We start from the raw sequence: 17,150 nt of genomic DNA on the forward strand, positions 1-17,150 counted from the left end.
CTCAATTAACGTCTTGTTTTCTTATCATCAGCGGCATGACCTTTGTAAGTACGAGTTGGTGCAAATTCACCCAACTTATGTCCGACCATGTCTTCTGTAACATAAACCGGCACATGCTTACGTCCATCATATACTGCTAATGTGTGTCCGATGAATTCCGGGAAAATTGTAGAACGGCGAGACCAAGTTTTAACAACTTTTTTGTCATTAGTTTCGTTCAAGCCTTCAACTTTTTTCATTAAGTGGTCATCAACAAAAGGTCCTTTTTTCAAACTGCGACCCATACGTGAACCTCCCTTCGCGACTGCGCTACGGTTCGATTGAACCGTAGAACAAACACGTTATTTTTTACGACGGCGTACGATGTACTTGTCGGTTGTTTTGTTTTTCTTACGAGTCTTGTAGCCAAGAGTCGGTTTGCCCCATGGTGACATTGGTGATTTACGTCCGATTGGAGCGCGTCCTTCACCACCACCGTGTGGGTGATCGTTAGGGTTCATTACAGAACCACGAACTGTTGGACGGATACCCATCCAGCGAGAGCGACCTGCTTTACCTACGTTAACAAGTTCATGCTCAAGGTTACCTACTTGACCGATTGTTGCACGGCAAGTTAGAAGGATCATACGAACTTCTCCAGAGCCTAAACGAACAAGAGCATACTTTTCTTCTTTACCAAGAAGTTGAGCTTCAGCACCAGCAGAACGAGCAAGCTGTCCGCCTTTGCCAGGTTTTAGCTCGATGTTGTGGATTGTAGAACCTACAGGAATGTTCGCTAGTGGAAGTGCATTCCCTACTTTAATGTCAGCGCCAACGCCAGACATGATTTCTTGGCCTACTTTAAGTCCTTTAGGAGCTAGGATGTAACGTTTTTCACCATCAACATAGTTGATTAGCGCGATGTTTGCAGTACGGTTTGGATCATACTCGATTGTAGCAACGCGTCCTGGTATTCCATCTTTGTTGCGTTTAAAGTCGATGATTCTGTATTTACGCTTGTGCCCACCGCCTTGGTGACGAACAGTAAGTTTACCTTGGTTGTTGCGTCCGGCTTTTTTGCTTAGTGGTGCAAGCAATGATTTTTCTGGTTGGTCAGTAGTAATTTCAGCAAAGTCAAGCTGAGTCATACCACGGCGACCGTTAGTGATCGGTTTAAACTTTTTGATACCCATTTGTGTTTCCCTCCTTTACTTGTTGATCTTAAACTCCTTCAAAGAAGTCCAATTCTTTGCTTCCTGGAGTTAAAGTAATGATTGCTTTTTTACGTTTTGAAGTATAACCAGTATGACGACCTACACGTTTGAATTTCCCTTTGTAGTTCGCAGTGTTTACTGATGCAACTTTAATTCCGAAAATGTCTTCCAACGCAATTTTGATTTGAGTCTTTGTTGCGCGAGTGTCAACTTCAAAAGTGTATTTTCCGTCAGCCATAATTTCAGTAGAACGCTCTGTAATTACGGGGCGCTTAATAATATCACGTGCATCCATTATGCAAGCACCTCCTCTACTTTTTCCACAGCGTCTCTTGTCATAACAAGCTTGTCGTGGTTAAGCACATCAAGCACATTAACACCAGTTGCTGTAACAACAGTTACACCAGGGATGTTACGAGCAGATAAAGCAACAAATTCGTTGAAATCTCCTGTCACAACAAGTGCTTTGCGATCTGCGGATAGATTTGTCAGTACTTGCTTCATGTCTTTAGTCTTTGGAGCATCCAAAGAAAGAGCATCAAGAACTACTAGGTTATTATCGATTACCTTTGAAGAAAGTGCAGATTTAATAGCTAAACGGCGAACTTTCTTAGGCAATTTGTAAGAATAGCTTCTTGGCGTTGGTCCGAAAACGACTCCACCGCCTACCCATTGCGGAGAACGGATTGAACCTTGACGAGCACGTCCAGTTCCTTTTTGTCTCCATGGTTTGCGTCCACCACCGGCAACTTCAGAACGGTTTTTCACGTCGTGGTTACCTTGACGAAGTGACGCTTGCTGCATGATTACAGCATCAAATAATACATTTTGGTTTGGTTCAATACCGAAAACGGAAGCATTAAGCTCTAAATCGCCAGCTTGAGAACCATCTTGTTTGTAAATAGCTACTTTAGGCATCGATGTATCCTCCCTTCTTATTTAGCTTCTTTAGCTTTTACAGCTGCATTGATTGTAACGTAGCTTTTTTTCGCACCAGGTACGTTACCTTTGATTAGAAGTAAGTTGCGCTCAGCATCAACTTTTACAACTTCTAGGTTTTGAACAGTAATTGTATCTCCGCCTGTACGTCCAGGTAGGTTTTTACCTTTGAATACACGGTTAGGGTCAACTGCACCCATAGAACCAGGACGACGGTGGTAACGGGAACCGTGGCTCATAGGTCCGCGGGATTGTCCGTGGCGTTTAATTACACCTTGGAATCCTTTACCTTTTGATGTTCCGGTTACGTCTACAACGTCACCTTCTGCGAAAATATCTACCTTGACTTCCTGACCAACTTCAAAATCCGCGCCTTGTACATTGCGGAATTCTTTAACGAAGCGCTTAGGGTTTGTGTTAGCTTTAGCAGCATGCCCTTTTGCAGGCTTGTTCACACGGCTTTCTTTCTTATCATCAAATCCTAATTGGATTGCTTCGTAACCGTCGTTTTCAGCAGTTTTCTTTTGAAGAACAACGTTTGGAGTAACTTCAACTACAGTAACTGGGATAAGATCACCGTTCTCTGCGAATACTTGAGTCATTCCTACTTTTTTACCTAAGATTCCTTTGGCCATTAGTCACACCTCCTATTGATTGTTTTAAATTTTTTATATGTTAATTCTTATAGTTTGATTTCAATGTCAACGCCAGATGGAAGATCCAAACGCATTAATGAATCAACAGTTTGCGGCGTTGGTTCGATGATATCGATCAAACGCTTATGAGTACGCATTTCGAACTGCTCACGAGAATCCTTATATTTGTGCACCGCACGCAGGATTGTGTAAATAGCTTTTTCAGTTGGAAGCGGAATTGGTCCGGATACTTTTGCACCAGAACGTTTTGCTGTCTCAACAATTTTCTCAGCAGATTGATCAAGAATTCTGTGATCATATGCTTTTAATCGAATACGAATCTTTTGCTTTGCCATTATTTTCCCTCCTTTATTCGCCCATTTTGATAAACAGACCTTACTCCCACGGAAATTTAACCTGACAGACATCCGCCATGGCAATGGGGCCGGGTGTGTCAGCAACCTTCCGGATCATCGCAAATGAATGACCAACATTACTTATTATAGTAAAAACAGCTGCCCATTGCAAGCTATTCTTATAAATATTTTCATCAGCCGCACACTTTTTCTATTATAGGCCCTCAACCCTGTAAAAGCAAGGGTCTGATCGGGAATTACCAATAATAAAAAACGGGTTTCTTCTATATAAATAAAACACAGCTAAGCCTTCTGTTTTAAGCAACATAAAAAAAGCATCCCATAAAGGGATGCTTTTTTGAGAAATGAACTTACGCTTGGATAGATGCTACTACTCCAGCGCCTACTGTACGTCCACCTTCACGAATAGAGAACTTAGTTCCTTCTTCGATCGCGATTGGAGCGATTAGTTCAACAGTCATTTCGATGTTGTCTCCAGGCATAACCATTTCAGTTCCTTCTGGAAGTTGGATGATACCAGTTACGTCAGTTGTACGGAAGTAGAACTGAGGACGGTAGTTAGAGAAGAATGGAGTATGACGTCCACCCTCTTCTTTAGAAAGTACGTATACTTCTGATTTGAATTTAGTGTGAGCTTTAACAGTTCCTGGCTTAGCAAGAACTTGTCCACGCTCAACATCGTCACGGGAAACCCCACGAAGAAGTGCACCGATGTTGTCACCAGCTTCAGCATAGTCAAGAAGTTTACGGAACATTTCAACACCAGTTACAGTTGTTGATTTTGGCTCTTCAGTAAGACCAAGGATCTCGATAACGTCTCCGACTTTAACTTGTCCACGCTCAACACGTCCAGTAGCAACAGTACCACGGCCAGTGATTGAGAATACGTCCTCAACAGGCATCATGAATGGTTTTTCAGTGTCACGTGGAGGAGTTGGGATGTACTCGTCAACTGCGTCCATAAGTTCGATGATTTTAGCTTCCCACTCAGCGTCTCCTTCAAGAGCTTTAAGAGCAGAACCTTTGATTACAGGAACATCGTCTCCTGGGAAATCGTACTCAGTAAGAAGGTCACGAACTTCCATTTCAACTAGTTCAAGAAGCTCTTCGTCATCAACCATGTCACATTTGTTCAAGAATACTACTAGGTAAGGTACACCTACTTGACGAGAAAGAAGGATGTGCTCACGAGTTTGTGGCATTGGGCCGTCAGCAGCAGATACTACTAGGATCCCTCCGTCCATTTGTGCAGCACCAGTGATCATGTTTTTAACATAGTCAGCATGTCCTGGGCAGTCTACGTGTGCATAGTGACGAGAATCAGTTTCGTACTCAACGTGTGCAGTTGAGATTGTGATTCCACGTTCGCGCTCTTCTGGAGCACCGTCGATTTGGTCGTAAGCCATAGCTTGACCTTTACCAGATTTCTTTGCAAGTACAGAAGTAATTGCAGCTGTTAAAGTTGTTTTACCGTGGTCAACGTGACCGATTGTACCAATATTGGCATGCGTTTTGGAACGATCAAATTTCTCTTTAGCCATGAGAAAGATTCCTCCTTAATATGTGTAAAAAAATTTATTTTTTTTATAAAACAGACAGGTTGTCTGCCTATTTTAGATTACATGAAAAGCAAGCATGTTACAACTGGCAAAAATTATTGACCAGTTGATTTTTTGATGATTTCTTCTGAAATTGATTTTGGTACTTCTTCGTAATGATCGAAGTGCATGGAATAAGTTCCGCGCCCTTGTGTACGAGAACGAAGAGATGTTGCATAACCAAACATTTCAGCTAGTGGTACCATCGCTTTAACGATTTGAGCAGTACCGCGGGCTTCCATACCCTCAACGCGTCCGCGTCGGGAAGTTACGTCACCCATGATGTCTCCCATGTACTCTTCAGGAACCGTTACTTCAACTTTCATGATCGGCTCAAGAATTGCAGGGTCACATTTTGCTTTCGCGTTTTTAAGTGCCATTGATCCGGCAATTTTAAACGCCATTTCGTTGGAGTCAACGTCATGGTATGAACCGTCAACGATTCTTGCTTTAAGATCAAGCAATGGGAATCCTGCAAGCATACCATTTTTCATTGATTCTTCGATACCGGCTTGTACCGCTGGGACGTATTCACGAGGAACAACACCACCGACGATTTTGTTTTCGAATACGAATCCAGATCCTTCTTCACCTGGTTCGAATTCGATCCAAACATGACCGTATTGTCCACGACCACCGGACTGACGGACGAACTTACCTTCAACTTTAGCCGCTTGGCGGATTGTTTCACGGTAAGCAACCTGTGGAGCACCTACGTTAGCTTCAACTTTGAATTCACGTTTCATACGGTCAACAAGGATATCAAGGTGAAGTTCACCCATTCCCCCGATGATCGTTTGTCCAGTTTCTTCGTCAGTTTCAGTTCTGAAAGTAGGATCTTCTTCAGCAAGTTTCGCAAGGGCCATACCCATTTTATCTTGGTCGGCCTTAGATTTAGGCTCGATAGATAAGTGGATTACCGGCTCAGGGAATACCATAGATTCTAGGATAACTTGGGATTTCTCATCACAGAGAGTATCACCAGTTGTTGTATCTTTCAAACCTACAGCTGCTGCGATATCACCAGCATATACTGCAGAGATCTCTTCACGGTGGTTTGCGTGCATTTGAAGGATACGTCCAACGCGCTCACGCTTGCCTTTAGTAGAGTTCTGTACATATGAACCTGAGTTCAATGTTCCGGAGTATACGCGGAAGAATGTAAGTTTACCGACATAAGGGTCAGTCATAACTTTAAATGCCAATGCAGAGAATGGAGCTTCGTCGCTTGATTCGCGAGTTACTTCTTCTTCAGAATCAGGGAGTGTACCCTTGATTGCTTCTACATCGACTGGAGCTGGCAAGTAGTCAAGAACTGCATCCAGCATTAGCTGAACACCTTTGTTCTTAAATGCAGATCCACAGATTACAGGGTAGAATTCAACGTTACAAGTTCCTTGACGGATACCTGCTTTGATTTCTTCGTTTGTAATCTCTTCGCCTTCTAAGTACTTCATCATCAATTCTTCATCAAGCTCAGCTACCGCTTCGATAAGTTTTCCACGGTACTCTTCAGCTAGCTCAACATGTTCAGCAGGAATTTCGCCTACTTCAATGTCAGTTCCAAGGTCGTTTCCGTAGAATACAGCTTTCATCTCGATTAGGTCGATGATTGCCTCAAATTGGTCTTCAGCACCGATAGGAAGCTGAATTGGGTGCGCATTTGCACCAAGACGGTCATGAAGAGTCTTTACAGAGTAAAGGAAGTCAGCACCGATCTTGTCCATTTTGTTAACGAATACTACACGGGGAACCCCGTAAGTTGTTGCTTGACGCCATACTGTTTCAGTTTGCGGTTCAACCCCAGACTGAGCATCGAGTACAGCTACAGCTCCGTCTAATACACGCAATGAACGTTCTACTTCTACTGTAAAGTCTACGTGTCCAGGAGTATCAATGATGTTGATACGGTGACCTTTCCACTGAGCAGTTGTTGCAGCGGAAGTAATTGTGATTCCGCGCTCTTGTTCCTGCTCCATCCAGTCCATTTGTGAAGCTCCTTCATGAGTTTCACCAATTTTATGGATACGACCTGTATAGTATAGTACACGTTCAGTTGTCGTTGTTTTACCAGCATCGATGTGAGCCATGATACCGATATTACGCGTATTTTTTAAGGAGAATTCTCTTGCCATGAATTTCTCTCCTTCCTATACATAGGAAAATGATTTTTTATAGTGTGATAGAGACAGTTAAGAAACTGTCTCTTGTATTTTTACCAGCGGTAGTGAGCAAACGCTTTGTTCGCTTCTGCCATTTTGTGCATATCTTCACGCTTCTTCACTGATGCTCCAGCATTGTTAGCAGCATCCATGATTTCGTTAGCAAGACGTTCTTCCATTGTCTTTTCCCCACGAAGACGAGCGTAGTTTGTTAACCAGCGAAGTCCTAGAGTCGTACGGCGCTCAGGGCGAACTTCAACTGGAACTTGGTAGTTAGCTCCACCAACACGGCGGGCACGAACTTCAAGTACAGGCATGATGTTCTTAAGAGCTTGTTCGAATACTTCCATAGGTTCTGTGTTTGTACGTTCTTTGATAATGTCAAATGCATTATAAAGAATGGTTTGTGCTACTCCTCTTTTACCGTCAATCATAATTTTGTTGATTAGACGAGTTACAAGTTTAGACTTGTAAATTGGATCAGGCAACACATCACGACGAGATACAGGTCCTTTACGAGGCATTGTGTCCCCTCCTTTCTCCTATTTATTTACGCATTATTTAAAAGCTTACTTTTTAGCAGCTTTAGGACGCTTAGTTCCGTATTTAGAACGGCCTTGCATACGGTTGTTAACACCAGCAGTATCAAGCGCACCACGAACGATGTGGTAACGTACCCCTGGTAAGTCTTTTACACGTCCGCCACGGATCAACACTACGCTATGCTCTTGAAGGTTGTGCCCGATCCCAGGGATGTAAGCAGTCACTTCAATTCCGTTGGTTAAACGTACACGAGCGTATTTACGAAGAGCCGAGTTTGGTTTCTTCGGTGTCATCGTACCAACACGAGTACATACTCCACGTTTTTGCGGAGAGGAAACGTTGGTTTGAGCTTTTTTGAAGCTGTTGTAGCCTTTGTTAAGAGCTGGAGAGTCAGATTTTTTACCTTTTGACTCACGGCCTTTACGAACCAATTGATTAATTGTAGGCATTTGTTTTTTCCTCCTTTCCTTACGTTTTTCTAAGACCACTGAACCAGGTGGTTCATCTTTGGACAAAAGAAAGTTTTTGCGAGAGGCCACGCGGGTGACGTCGCAAAAACATTTATTTTATCCTTTTATCGCAACAGTTGCGGCTCCAACATCAATTCCGCAAGCTTTGCCAAGCTTTTTCATGGAATCGACTCTCGTAATCGGGACAAGTCTTTCCTGTGCAATCTGTAATACTTTACCGGTTACACGAGGGTCAGCATCATCGGCAACGACGAGCTCTTTAACTTCCCCGTTTTGCAAAGCCTTAATGGTTTGCTTAGTTCCTACGATAAAATCAGAAGCCTGTGTCACTTTTTCATAAGACATCGTTATATCCTCCAAAGTAACAATTCTTAGGAGCACTCAGATATAATATCACTGTTGTGCTCCCAATGTCAACACTTCTCTTATTAATCTTGTGAGACTAGCTCTGTTGCTTCGTGATCAGCAGTTTCACTTTCTTCTGTTGATACAGGAGAATCCATTCCTACATTTCTGTAAAGGGACATTCCAGTACCAGCCGGGATCAGCTTACCGATGATTACGTTCTCTTTCAATCCGAGCAATTCATCACGTTTACCTTTGATTGCTGCATCTGTCAGGACACGTGTTGTTTCCTGGAAGGATGCTGCAGACAAGAACGATTCAGTTTCAAGAGATGCTTTGGTAATACCAAGCAATACAGGGCGTCCTGTAGCAGGAATGCCGCCTTGAAGAAGAACCTTTCTGTTCACATCGGTAAAGGCGTGAATATCCATCAATGCGCCTGGCAGAACATCAGTGTGGCCGGCATCAATGATACGGACTTTACGAAGCATCTGGCGAACCATTACCTCTACGTGTTTGTCGCCAATTTCTACCCCTTGCATACGGTATACTTTTTGAACTTCACGCAGCAAGTATTCTTGAACGCCTTCTGCACCTTTAACTTTGATCAATTCTTTCGGGTCGATTGAACCTTCAGTAAGAACTTGCCCTGCAACCACAGCATCGCCTTCTGCAACTTTAATGCGGGCGCCGTATGGCACAGTGTAAGATCTAGTTTCAATCTCACCTTGAACAAGGATTTCACGCTTCTCTTTAGACTCATTAATATTGATCACTGTACCTTCAAGCTCAGAGATTAACGCCTGACCTTTCGGGTTACGTGCTTCAAACAACTCCTGGATACGCGGTAAACCTTGAGTGATATCGTCTCCTGCTACCCCGCCTGTATGGAAGGTACGCATTGTAAGCTGTGTTCCTGGCTCCCCGATTGATTGGGCAGCGATGATACCGACAGCTTCACCGACTTCAACATCAGATCCTGTTGCCAGGTTGCGTCCGTAACATTTTTTACAAACACCGTGACGGGTATCACAAGTAAATACTGAACGAAGCGTTACTTCTTCAATTCCTGCATCAACTACTGCTGCTGCTGAATCTTCCGTAATTTGCTCGTTTTTGCTGACAAGAACCTCGTTTGTTTCCGGGTGGTACACTGTTCTGAACACTGTACGCCCGACTAAACGCTCGTATAGGTTCTCGATTACTTCATTGCCTTCTTTAATAGCCGCAACTGTTAGACCACGGTCCGTTCCACAGTCATCTTCACGGACGATAACGTCCTGAGCTACGTCTACAAGACGGCGAGTCAAGTAACCTGAGTCAGCTGTTTTAAGTGCTGTATCGGCAAGACCTTTACGCGCACCATGTGTAGAGATAAAGTATTCGAGTACCGTCAGACCTTCACGGAAACTGGACTTGATCGGCAATTCGATGATTTTACCAGCCGGGTTGGCCATGAGACCACGCATACCGGCAAGCTGTGTAAAGTTAGATGCGTTACCACGGGCACCAGAGTCACTCATCATGAAGATTGGGTTTCTCTTATCAAGGGTAAGCATTAGTTTTTGCTGAATCTCATCCTTTGCCTGGCTCCAGATGTTGATGACGCGCTCATAACGCTCGTCTTCTGTAATCAGACCGCGGCGGAACTGTTTCGTTACCGTAGTAACTTTTTCTTCAGCTGCGGATAGGATGACTTGTTTCTCAGGCAATACGACGATGTCAGAAACACCAACGGTAATCCCTGCTTTTGTTGAATATTTGAATCCAAGCTCTTTCATGCGGTCAAGCATCTTGGATGTTTCAGTAATTTTGAATCGTTTGAACACTTCTGCAATGATTTTACCGAGAATTCCTTTTTTAAACGGCTCTACTTCATCATGCTTAGCGATTTCTTCTTTGATGTTCGCAGCTTGAGGAAGGAAATACTTCTCAGGCGTTTCAATTTGCAGGTTAGCTGTTGTTGGCTCGTTGATGTATGGGAATGACTCAGGAAGAATCTCGTTAAAGAGAAGTTTTCCGACAGTCGTCATTAACATCATATTTTGCTGGTGTTCTTTAAATGAAGGCTTGTTTAAAGTGGATACCGGAACAGCAATACGGGTATGAAGATGGACATAGCCATTTTCGTACGCAACGATTGCTTCGTTCGCATCTTTAAACACAGACCCTTCACCAATCGCACCTGCACGCTCCATCGTAAGGTAGTAGTTACCCAGTACCATATCCTGAGATGGTGTAACAACCGGTTTACCATCTTTCGGGTTCAAGATGTTTTGTGCAGCCAGCATAAGAATGCGTGCCTCAGCTTGTGCTTCAGCTGATAAAGGTACGTGAACCGCCATTTGGTCACCATCAAAGTCAGCGTTGTAAGCTGTACATACGAGTGGGTGAAGACGGATAGCGCGTCCTTCAACCAGTGTAGGTTCGAACGCCTGGATCCCTAGTCTGTGAAGAGTCGGGGCACGGTTCAGCAATACCGGATGCTCTCTGATTACATCTTCAAGAACATCCCATACTTCCGCCTGAACACGTTCAACCTTGCGTTTCGCGCTCTTAATGTTGTGAGCAAGACCTTTGGCAACAAGCTCTTTCATAACGAAAGGCTTGAAGAGCTCAAGTGCCATTTCCTTAGGAAGACCGCATTGGTACATCTTAAGGTGAGGACCTACTACGATAACGGAACGGCCAGAGTAGTCAACACGCTTACCAAGAAGGTTTTGACGGAAACGGCCTTGTTTCCCTTTTAACATATGGGATAGTGATTTTAGCGGACGGTTACCAGGACCTGTTACAGGACGGCCGCGTCGTCCGTTGTCGATTAGAGCATCTACCGCTTCTTGAAGCATACGTTTTTCATTCTGTACGATGATATTCGGCGCACCTAAATCCAAAAGACGCTTCAAACGGTTATTACGGTTAATAACACGGCGGTACAAGTCATTCAAGTCAGATGTTGCAAAACGTCCTCCGTCAAGCTGCACCATTGGGCGAAGCTCAGGCGGAATAACAGGAAGAACATCCAGGATCATCCAGAACGGTTCGTTGCCGGAATGACGGAACGCTTCAAGCACTTCAAGACGCTTGATTGCACGGGTACGACGCTGTCCCTGTGCAGTTTTCAGCTCTTCTTTCAGCTGATCGACTTCTTTTACAAGGTCGATGTCTTCAAGAAGGCGTCTGATGGCTTCTGCGCCCATTTGTGCAGTAAACCCTTGACCGTATTTTTCACGGTATGAACGGTATTCTTTTTCAGAAAGCAGCTGCTTTTTCTCCAGCGGCGTTTCACCCGTATCTGTCACCACGTAAGATGCAAAGTAAATAACTTCTTCCAGTGCTCTTGGAGACATATCGAGTACAAGACCCATACGGCTTGGTATTCCTTTGAAATACCAAATGTGCGAAACAGGTGCAGCAAGTTCGATGTGACCCATACGGTCACGTCGAACTTTAGCACGAGTTACTTCTACGCCACAGCGATCACATACGACACCTTTATAGCGGACACGTTTGTATTTTCCGCAATGGCATTCCCAGTCCTTTTGAGGTCCGAAAATTCGTTCACAGAACAAACCGTCTTTTTCAGGCTTAAGTGTACGATAGTTGATCGTTTCTGGTTTTTTCACTTCTCCTCTTGACCAAGAACGGATCTTATCAGGAGAAGCGAGGCCTATTTTCATATACTCAAAATTGTTTACGTCTATCAAGGAGCAAACCTCCCTTATGATATCCTGTTTTTATTCACTTACAGTGTAAGATTCAAGATTTAAATTAAGCTTTTCACTTGCTTGATCTTCTTCATCATCAAGCTCGCGCATTTCAATTTCCTTATCGTCACCGGACATGATCTTAACGTCCATTCCGAGTGATTGAAGCTCTTTGATCAATACTTTGAATGATTCAGGAACTCCAGGTTCTGGTACGTTCTCACCCTTGACGATGGCTTCGTATGTTTTCACACGGCCCACAACATCATCGGATTTGACGGTAAGAATTTCTTGAAGAGTATAAGCAGCACCATATGCTTCGAGTGCCCAAACCTCCATCTCACCGAAACGCTGTCCACCGAACTGTGCCTTACCACCGAGCGGCTGCTGGGTAACAAGGGAGTATGGTCCAGTAGAACGTGCGTGAAGTTTGTCATCGACCATGTGAGCCAGTTTGATCATGTACATGACACCAACTGAAACACGGTTGTCAAACGGAACTCCAGTTCTTCCGTCATAAAGAACGGTTTTACCATCTCGGGCCATTCCCGCTTCTTCAATGGTTGCCCAAACATCTTCTTCACGTGCACCGTCAAATACCGGTGTTGCCATGTGAACGCCAAGCTGTCTTGCAGCCATACCAAGGTGAAGCTCAAGCACCTGGCCGATGTTCATACGGGAAGGTACACCCAGAGGGTTCAACATGATATCAATGGGTGTTCCATCTGGAAGGAACGGCATATCTTCTTCCGGCATGATGCGGGAGATTACACCTTTATTTCCGTGGCGGCCCGCCATCTTATCTCCTTCGTGAATCTTACGCTTCTGTACGATATAAGCACGCACCAGCTGATTCACTCCTGGAGGAAGCTCGTCGCCGTCTTCACGGTTAAATACTTTAACATCCAGAATGATTCCATCTCCGCCGTGAGGCACACGAAGTGATGTATCACGGACTTCACGCGCTTTTTCACCAAAGATCGCGTGAAGAAGGCGTTCTTCAGCTGTAAGTTCAGTAACCCCTTTAGGTGTAACTTTACCTACGAGGATGTCTCCATCTTTCACTTCCGCACCGATACGAATAATTCCACGGTCATCCAGATTGCGAAGAGCTTCTTCCCCTACGTTCGGGATATCTCTTGTAATCTCTTCCGGACCTAATTTCGTATCACGGGCTTCTGATTCATATTCTTCAATATGGATGGATGTGTATACATCATCTTTTACCAGTCGTTCGCTCATGATGACCGCATCTTCATAGTTATAGCCTTCCCATGTCATGAAGCCGACAAGAACGTTTCGCCCAAGAGCGAGTTCTCCTTTTTCCATGGATGGTCCGTCTGCAAGAATTTCTCCTTTAACTACACGGTCGCCTTTACTGACAATCGGACGCTGGTTATAGCAAGTTCCTTGGTTGGAACGAATGAATTTAAGGCAGTTGTAGCGGTCAAGCTGACCTTCTACTTCTTTCCCGTCAATAGTTTCAATGCGGCGTACTTGGACTTGTTTCGCAGTAACCTTCTCAACAATTCCTTCGTATTTACAGATAACAGCCGCACCAGAATCTTTTGCAGACACATGCTCCATTCCTGTTCCGACGACTGGTGCTTCCGGTACCATTAGAGGAACCGCTTGACGCTGCATGTTCGCACCCATCAGTGCACGGTTGGAGTCATCATTTTCAAGGAAAGGAATACAAGCTGTAGCGGCGGATACGACCTGTTTCGGTGATACGTCCATATAGTCGATGCGATCGCGTCTGACAATGGTGTTTTCACCGCGGAAACGTGCGATGACGTCTTCGTTCAGGAATTCCCCGTCTTCACCAAGAAGGGAGTTCGCCTGTGCTACCACATAGTTGTCTTCTTCATCAGCTGTCAGGTAATCGATTCGTCCTGTTACTTTACCAGTCTCAGGATCTACACGGCGATATGGTGTTTCAATAAAGCCGTACTCGTTTACTTTTGCATAGCTTGATAATGAGTTGATCAAACCGATATTCGGTCCCTCAGGTGTTTCAATCGGACACATACGGCCATAGTGGGAGTAGTGAACGTCACGGACTTCGAACCCTGCGCGCTCACGCGTAAGTCCGCCGGGCCCTAGGGCTGAAAGACGGCGTTTATGCGTAAGTTCTGCAAGTGGGTTGGTCTGGTCCATAAACTGAGAAAGCTGAGAGCTTCCGAAGAACTCTTTGATCGCAGCAATAACAGGGCGAATATTGATCAGTGCCTGTGGTGTAATCGCATTTGTATCTTGTATCGACATACGTTCGCGAACAACACGTTCCATACGGGACAACCCGATGCGGAACTGATTTTGGAGAAGCTCGCCCACAGAGCGCAAGCGGCGGTTTCCAAGGTGGTCAATATCATCTGTATTACCAACACTATGAAGCAAGTTGAAGAAGTAGTTAATAGATGCAATGATGTCAGAAACCGTAATGTTCTTAACTGATTTCTCAACATAAGCATTGCCAATTACTTTAATAACGCGCTCTCCATCAGCATCATCCGGAGCATAAATGTTAATAGACTGAAGCGGAATATCCTGATCTTCAGCTACCCCGCCTGCCGGAGTCACATGACGGAAACCAATGCCGTTCTCAAGATAAGGAAGTATCTTGTCCAGCGTACGGCGGTCGAGTAGTGTCCCTGCTTCAGCAAGCACTTCGCCCGTTTCTGGATCAGCCAGGGTTTCAGCCAGCTTTTGGTTGAATAAGCGGTTTTTAATATGAAGCTTTTTATTGATTTTATAACGTCCTACACTTGCAAGATCATAACGCTTCGGATCAAAGAAGCGTGAGTCTAACAAACTCTTGGCGTTATCAACAGTAGGAGGTTCGCCGGGGCGAAGGCGCTCATAGATTTCTAGGAGTGCTTTTTCCGTACCTTCTGTATTGTCTTTATCAAGGGTATTTCTTAAATACTCATCTTCCCCAAGCAAGTCGATGATTTCTTGATCAGACCCAAACCCTAATGCGCGAAGCAATACGGTAATAGGAATTTTCCTAGTGCGGTCAATGCGCACATATACTATATCTTTGGCGTCTGTTTCGAACTCAAGCCAGGCACCTCGGTTTGGTATAACAGTGGCAGTGAAACCCCTTTTACCGTTTTTATCAATCTTTTCACTGTAATAGACACTTGGTGAACGAACAAGCTGGGAAACAATTACACGTTCAGCACCGTTGATCACAAACGTGCCTGTATCTGTCATTAACGGGAAATCTCCCATAAATACTTCTTGCTCTTTCACTTCGCCAGTCTCTTTATTAATGAGACGCACCTTTACACGAAGCGGCGCAGCATAAGTTACATCACGCTCTTTTGATTCTTCCACAGGATACTTTGGCTCTCCGAGACTATAGTCAATAAACTCTAGCACGAGATTTCCAGTGAAATCTTCAATCGGCGAAATGTCCTGGAACATTTCACGCAGTCCCTCATCAAGAAACCATTGATAGGAAGCAGTTTGAATTTCGATTAAGTTCGGTAATTCAAGCACTTCGCTAATTCTTGCGTAACTTCTTCGTTGGCGGTGGCGTCCAAACTGAACTAGTTGACCTGTCAACTGATTCACCCCTCAAATCCAGCGTTTTTTCTTGTTCCTATATACTCTAACATTCTATTATTGAATGTCAGAAAGACAAAAAGAAAAAGGGTTTTTATAAAAACCACAATTTCAATCGAGCAACAGATTATATAATTTTGTCCAAATTCTTCTCTTGATATACCTTAAAAGGTTATAATATCGAGGTTTTTTCTGCATTTGAACACAAGGGCAGAAAATGTGAATTCATTGGCATTTTATAATATTAGCATAGACTCCATACAGAGTCAACGTTTTATCGCTCGAATAATATAGTACCCTTTACTTTTTGAAACAGTCTCCACTTCCGCAAATACGGACTGAAGTTTTTCAATCGCAGATGGAGCACCTTGTTTCTTTTGAATGACGATCCATAATTCCCCATCAGTCTGCAATTTATCATACGAATCTTCAAACAGCTGATGGACAACCTTTTTTCCTGCACGGATGGGCGGGTTTGTAAGAATGGCCGCAAATCCCATTTCTGCAACATTTTCAAACAGGCTGCTTTTTCGCACTTCGATGTTGGAGATCCCGTTTTTCTTCGCGTTTTCCGCAGACAATTCCAGGGCGCGCTCGTTAATGTCCACCATCAGCACACGCCGGCCAGAATTTTCTTTAGCAATCGCGAGTCCAATCGGTCCATAGCCGCATCCAACATCCAAATAATCTCCTTCAATTCCCGGAGATACAAATTCTTCAATCAGCAATCGGCTTCCGAAGTCCACTTCCTTTTTTGAAAAGACACCGGAATCAGATGTGAATTTGAACTCATGGTTTCTAAGCGTAAACGTCCAGTTTTTCGGATCGCTCTTTACGTCCGGCCGCTCAGAATAATAATGACCACCCATGTTCATCTTCCTTTCCTTAAAAGGAATTCCTGTTATCAGTATGACCAAGATTACTCAAGATAAGCGCAAGTGCCCCGTTTAAGTCCGACAAGCGCCGGAACTCATGCACAGAAACACGCTTTTTGTGTTGAGGGGCAAGAGTGAAGCGACCTAAGACGAATTGTGGTTTTTCAATTCGTCCTCCGAGGACTTATGCTGAAAACAAGAAATACGTTTTCAGCCCTGGGCGCTGGAGCTGGACAATACTGCGCCGAATACTCCATAGTTTTCATGCTTTCTTATCTTCCAAATAAAAAGGTCCGCCTGTTGGCGAACCCTTTTTGATTTAAAATTACTTAACTTCTACAGAAGCTCCAACTTCTTCAAGTTTAGCTTTCATTTCTTCAGCTTCTTCTTTAGCAATGCCTTCTTTAACATTGCTTGGAGCGCCGTCAACTAGTTCTTTAGCTTCTTTAAGACCAAGGCCTGTAAGCTCACGAACTACTTTGATAACTTTGATCTTAGAAGCGCCAGCGCTTGTAAGAACTAAATCAAACTCAGTTTGCTCAGCAGCAGCCTCTGCACCAGCAGCTCCACCAGCTACAGCTACAGGAGCTGCAGCAGTAACACCAAACTCTTCTTCAATTGCCTTAACTAGGTCGTTAAGTTCTAAAACTGTCATAGTTTTTAAGCTTTCAATGATTTCTTTAGACATTATAATTTCCTCCTTAGTTAGTTAAATCTATAAATCAGTTAAAAC

Annotated in this window: 15 protein-coding genes; all 15 read right to left on the reverse strand. The window is 44.0% G+C overall.

From position 1 onward, the window contains the following. Positions 1-5 precede the first annotated feature (5 nt). Entirely contained in the window at positions 6-284 is a 279-nt protein-coding gene (rpsS, locus tag M1K46_RS22995; protein ID WP_053356193.1) for a 30S ribosomal protein S19, read from the reverse strand. Positions 285-341: 57 nt separating this feature from the next. Next, positions 342-1,172, reverse strand: coding sequence for a 50S ribosomal protein L2 (rplB, locus tag M1K46_RS23000; protein ID WP_062240237.1), 831 nt, complete (start codon positions 1,170-1,172; stop codon positions 342-344). A gap of 28 nt (positions 1,173-1,200) precedes the next feature. Continuing rightward, positions 1,201-1,488, reverse strand: coding sequence for a 50S ribosomal protein L23 (rplW, locus tag M1K46_RS23005; RefSeq protein ID WP_053356195.1), 288 nt, complete (start codon positions 1,486-1,488; stop codon positions 1,201-1,203). Further along, complete coding sequence (gene rplD, locus M1K46_RS23010) at positions 1,488-2,111, reverse strand: 50S ribosomal protein L4 (protein ID WP_053356196.1); 624 nt, start codon at positions 2,109-2,111, stop codon at positions 1,488-1,490. The genes rplW and rplD overlap by 1 nt, the downstream gene beginning before the upstream one ends. 17 nt (positions 2,112-2,128) lie before the next feature. Beyond that, positions 2,129-2,767, reverse strand: coding sequence for a 50S ribosomal protein L3 (gene rplC, locus M1K46_RS23015; RefSeq protein ID WP_256227838.1), 639 nt, complete (start codon positions 2,765-2,767; stop codon positions 2,129-2,131). Positions 2,768-2,814: 47 nt separating this feature from the next. Beyond that, positions 2,815-3,123 carry a 30S ribosomal protein S10 gene (rpsJ, locus tag M1K46_RS23020; protein ID WP_053356198.1) on the reverse strand — a complete coding sequence of 103 codons (309 nt, stop codon included), beginning with the start codon at positions 3,121-3,123 and terminating at the stop codon, positions 2,815-2,817. A 371-nt stretch (positions 3,124-3,494) separates the two neighbouring features. Continuing rightward, on the reverse strand, positions 3,495-4,685 hold the full coding sequence (tuf, locus tag M1K46_RS23025; RefSeq protein WP_256227839.1) for an elongation factor Tu: 1,191 nt from the start codon (positions 4,683-4,685) through the stop codon (positions 3,495-3,497). 113 nt (positions 4,686-4,798) lie between these two features. Beyond that, positions 4,799-6,877 carry an elongation factor G gene (gene fusA / locus M1K46_RS23030; protein WP_256227840.1) on the reverse strand — a complete coding sequence of 693 codons (2,079 nt, stop codon included), beginning with the start codon at positions 6,875-6,877 and terminating at the stop codon, positions 4,799-4,801. A gap of 80 nt (positions 6,878-6,957) precedes the next feature. Further along, positions 6,958-7,428: a 30S ribosomal protein S7 gene (gene rpsG / locus M1K46_RS23035; RefSeq protein WP_053356201.1), complete on the reverse strand. Its 471-nt coding sequence runs from the start codon at positions 7,426-7,428 to the stop codon at positions 6,958-6,960. Positions 7,429-7,473: 45 nt separating this feature from the next. Beyond that, positions 7,474-7,896, reverse strand: a complete 423-nt coding sequence (gene rpsL / locus M1K46_RS23040) for a 30S ribosomal protein S12 (protein WP_053356202.1) — start codon at positions 7,894-7,896, stop codon at positions 7,474-7,476. Positions 7,897-8,013: 117 nt separating this feature from the next. Next, the gene (locus M1K46_RS23045) at positions 8,014-8,262 is read right to left on the reverse strand and encodes a 50S ribosomal protein L7ae-like protein (RefSeq protein WP_053356203.1); all 249 of its coding nucleotides are present in this window, start codon (positions 8,260-8,262) and stop codon (positions 8,014-8,016) included. A gap of 83 nt (positions 8,263-8,345) precedes the next feature. Continuing rightward, positions 8,346-11,969, reverse strand: coding sequence for a DNA-directed RNA polymerase subunit beta' (rpoC, locus tag M1K46_RS23050; protein ID WP_256227841.1), 3,624 nt, complete (start codon positions 11,967-11,969; stop codon positions 8,346-8,348). Between the two features lie 30 nt (positions 11,970-11,999). Beyond that, positions 12,000-15,542 carry a DNA-directed RNA polymerase subunit beta gene (gene rpoB, locus M1K46_RS23055; protein ID WP_256227842.1) on the reverse strand — a complete coding sequence of 1,181 codons (3,543 nt, stop codon included), beginning with the start codon at positions 15,540-15,542 and terminating at the stop codon, positions 12,000-12,002. 266 nt (positions 15,543-15,808) lie between these two features. Beyond that, positions 15,809-16,411 carry a class I SAM-dependent methyltransferase gene (locus tag M1K46_RS23060; RefSeq protein WP_062240219.1) on the reverse strand — a complete coding sequence of 201 codons (603 nt, stop codon included), beginning with the start codon at positions 16,409-16,411 and terminating at the stop codon, positions 15,809-15,811. 331 nt (positions 16,412-16,742) lie between these two features. Next, positions 16,743-17,105, reverse strand: coding sequence for a 50S ribosomal protein L7/L12 (rplL, locus tag M1K46_RS23065; protein WP_256227843.1), 363 nt, complete (start codon positions 17,103-17,105; stop codon positions 16,743-16,745). Positions 17,106-17,150 lie beyond the last annotated feature (45 nt).

This window comes from Fictibacillus sp. WQ 8-8 (genome assembly GCF_024494405.1).
In the GTDB taxonomy this organism is placed as follows: Bacteria; Bacillota; Bacilli; order Bacillales; family Fictibacillaceae; genus Fictibacillus_C; species Fictibacillus_C marinisediminis.

Bases quoted from the DNA above. Each gene is read 5' to 3' on its own strand.
- rplW (WP_053356195.1), bottom strand. From the start codon at position 1,488: ATGGATGCACGTGATATTATTAAGCGCCCCGTAATTACAGAGCGTTCT.
- M1K46_RS23060 (WP_062240219.1), bottom strand. From the start codon at position 16,411: ATGGGTGGTCATTATTATTCTGAGCGGCCGGACGTAAAGAGCGATCCG.
- fusA (WP_256227840.1), bottom strand. From the start codon at position 6,877: ATGGCAAGAGAATTCTCCTTAAAAAATACGCGTAATATCGGTATCATG.
- tuf (WP_256227839.1), bottom strand. From the start codon at position 4,685: ATGGCTAAAGAGAAATTTGATCGTTCCAAAACGCATGCCAATATTGGT.
- rplD (WP_053356196.1), bottom strand. From the start codon at position 2,111: ATGCCTAAAGTAGCTATTTACAAACAAGATGGTTCTCAAGCTGGCGAT.
- rpsG (WP_053356201.1), bottom strand. From the start codon at position 7,428: ATGCCTCGTAAAGGACCTGTATCTCGTCGTGATGTGTTGCCTGATCCA.
- M1K46_RS23045 (WP_053356203.1), bottom strand. From the start codon at position 8,262: ATGTCTTATGAAAAAGTGACACAGGCTTCTGATTTTATCGTAGGAACT.
- rpsJ (WP_053356198.1), bottom strand. From the start codon at position 3,123: ATGGCAAAGCAAAAGATTCGTATTCGATTAAAAGCATATGATCACAGA.
- rplC (WP_256227838.1), bottom strand. From the start codon at position 2,767: ATGGCCAAAGGAATCTTAGGTAAAAAAGTAGGAATGACTCAAGTATTC.
- rpsS (WP_053356193.1), bottom strand. From the start codon at position 284: ATGGGTCGCAGTTTGAAAAAAGGACCTTTTGTTGATGACCACTTAATG.
- rplL (WP_256227843.1), bottom strand. From the start codon at position 17,105: ATGTCTAAAGAAATCATTGAAAGCTTAAAAACTATGACAGTTTTAGAA.
- rplB (WP_062240237.1), bottom strand. From the start codon at position 1,172: ATGGGTATCAAAAAGTTTAAACCGATCACTAACGGTCGCCGTGGTATG.
- rpsL (WP_053356202.1), bottom strand. From the start codon at position 7,896: ATGCCTACAATTAATCAATTGGTTCGTAAAGGCCGTGAGTCAAAAGGT.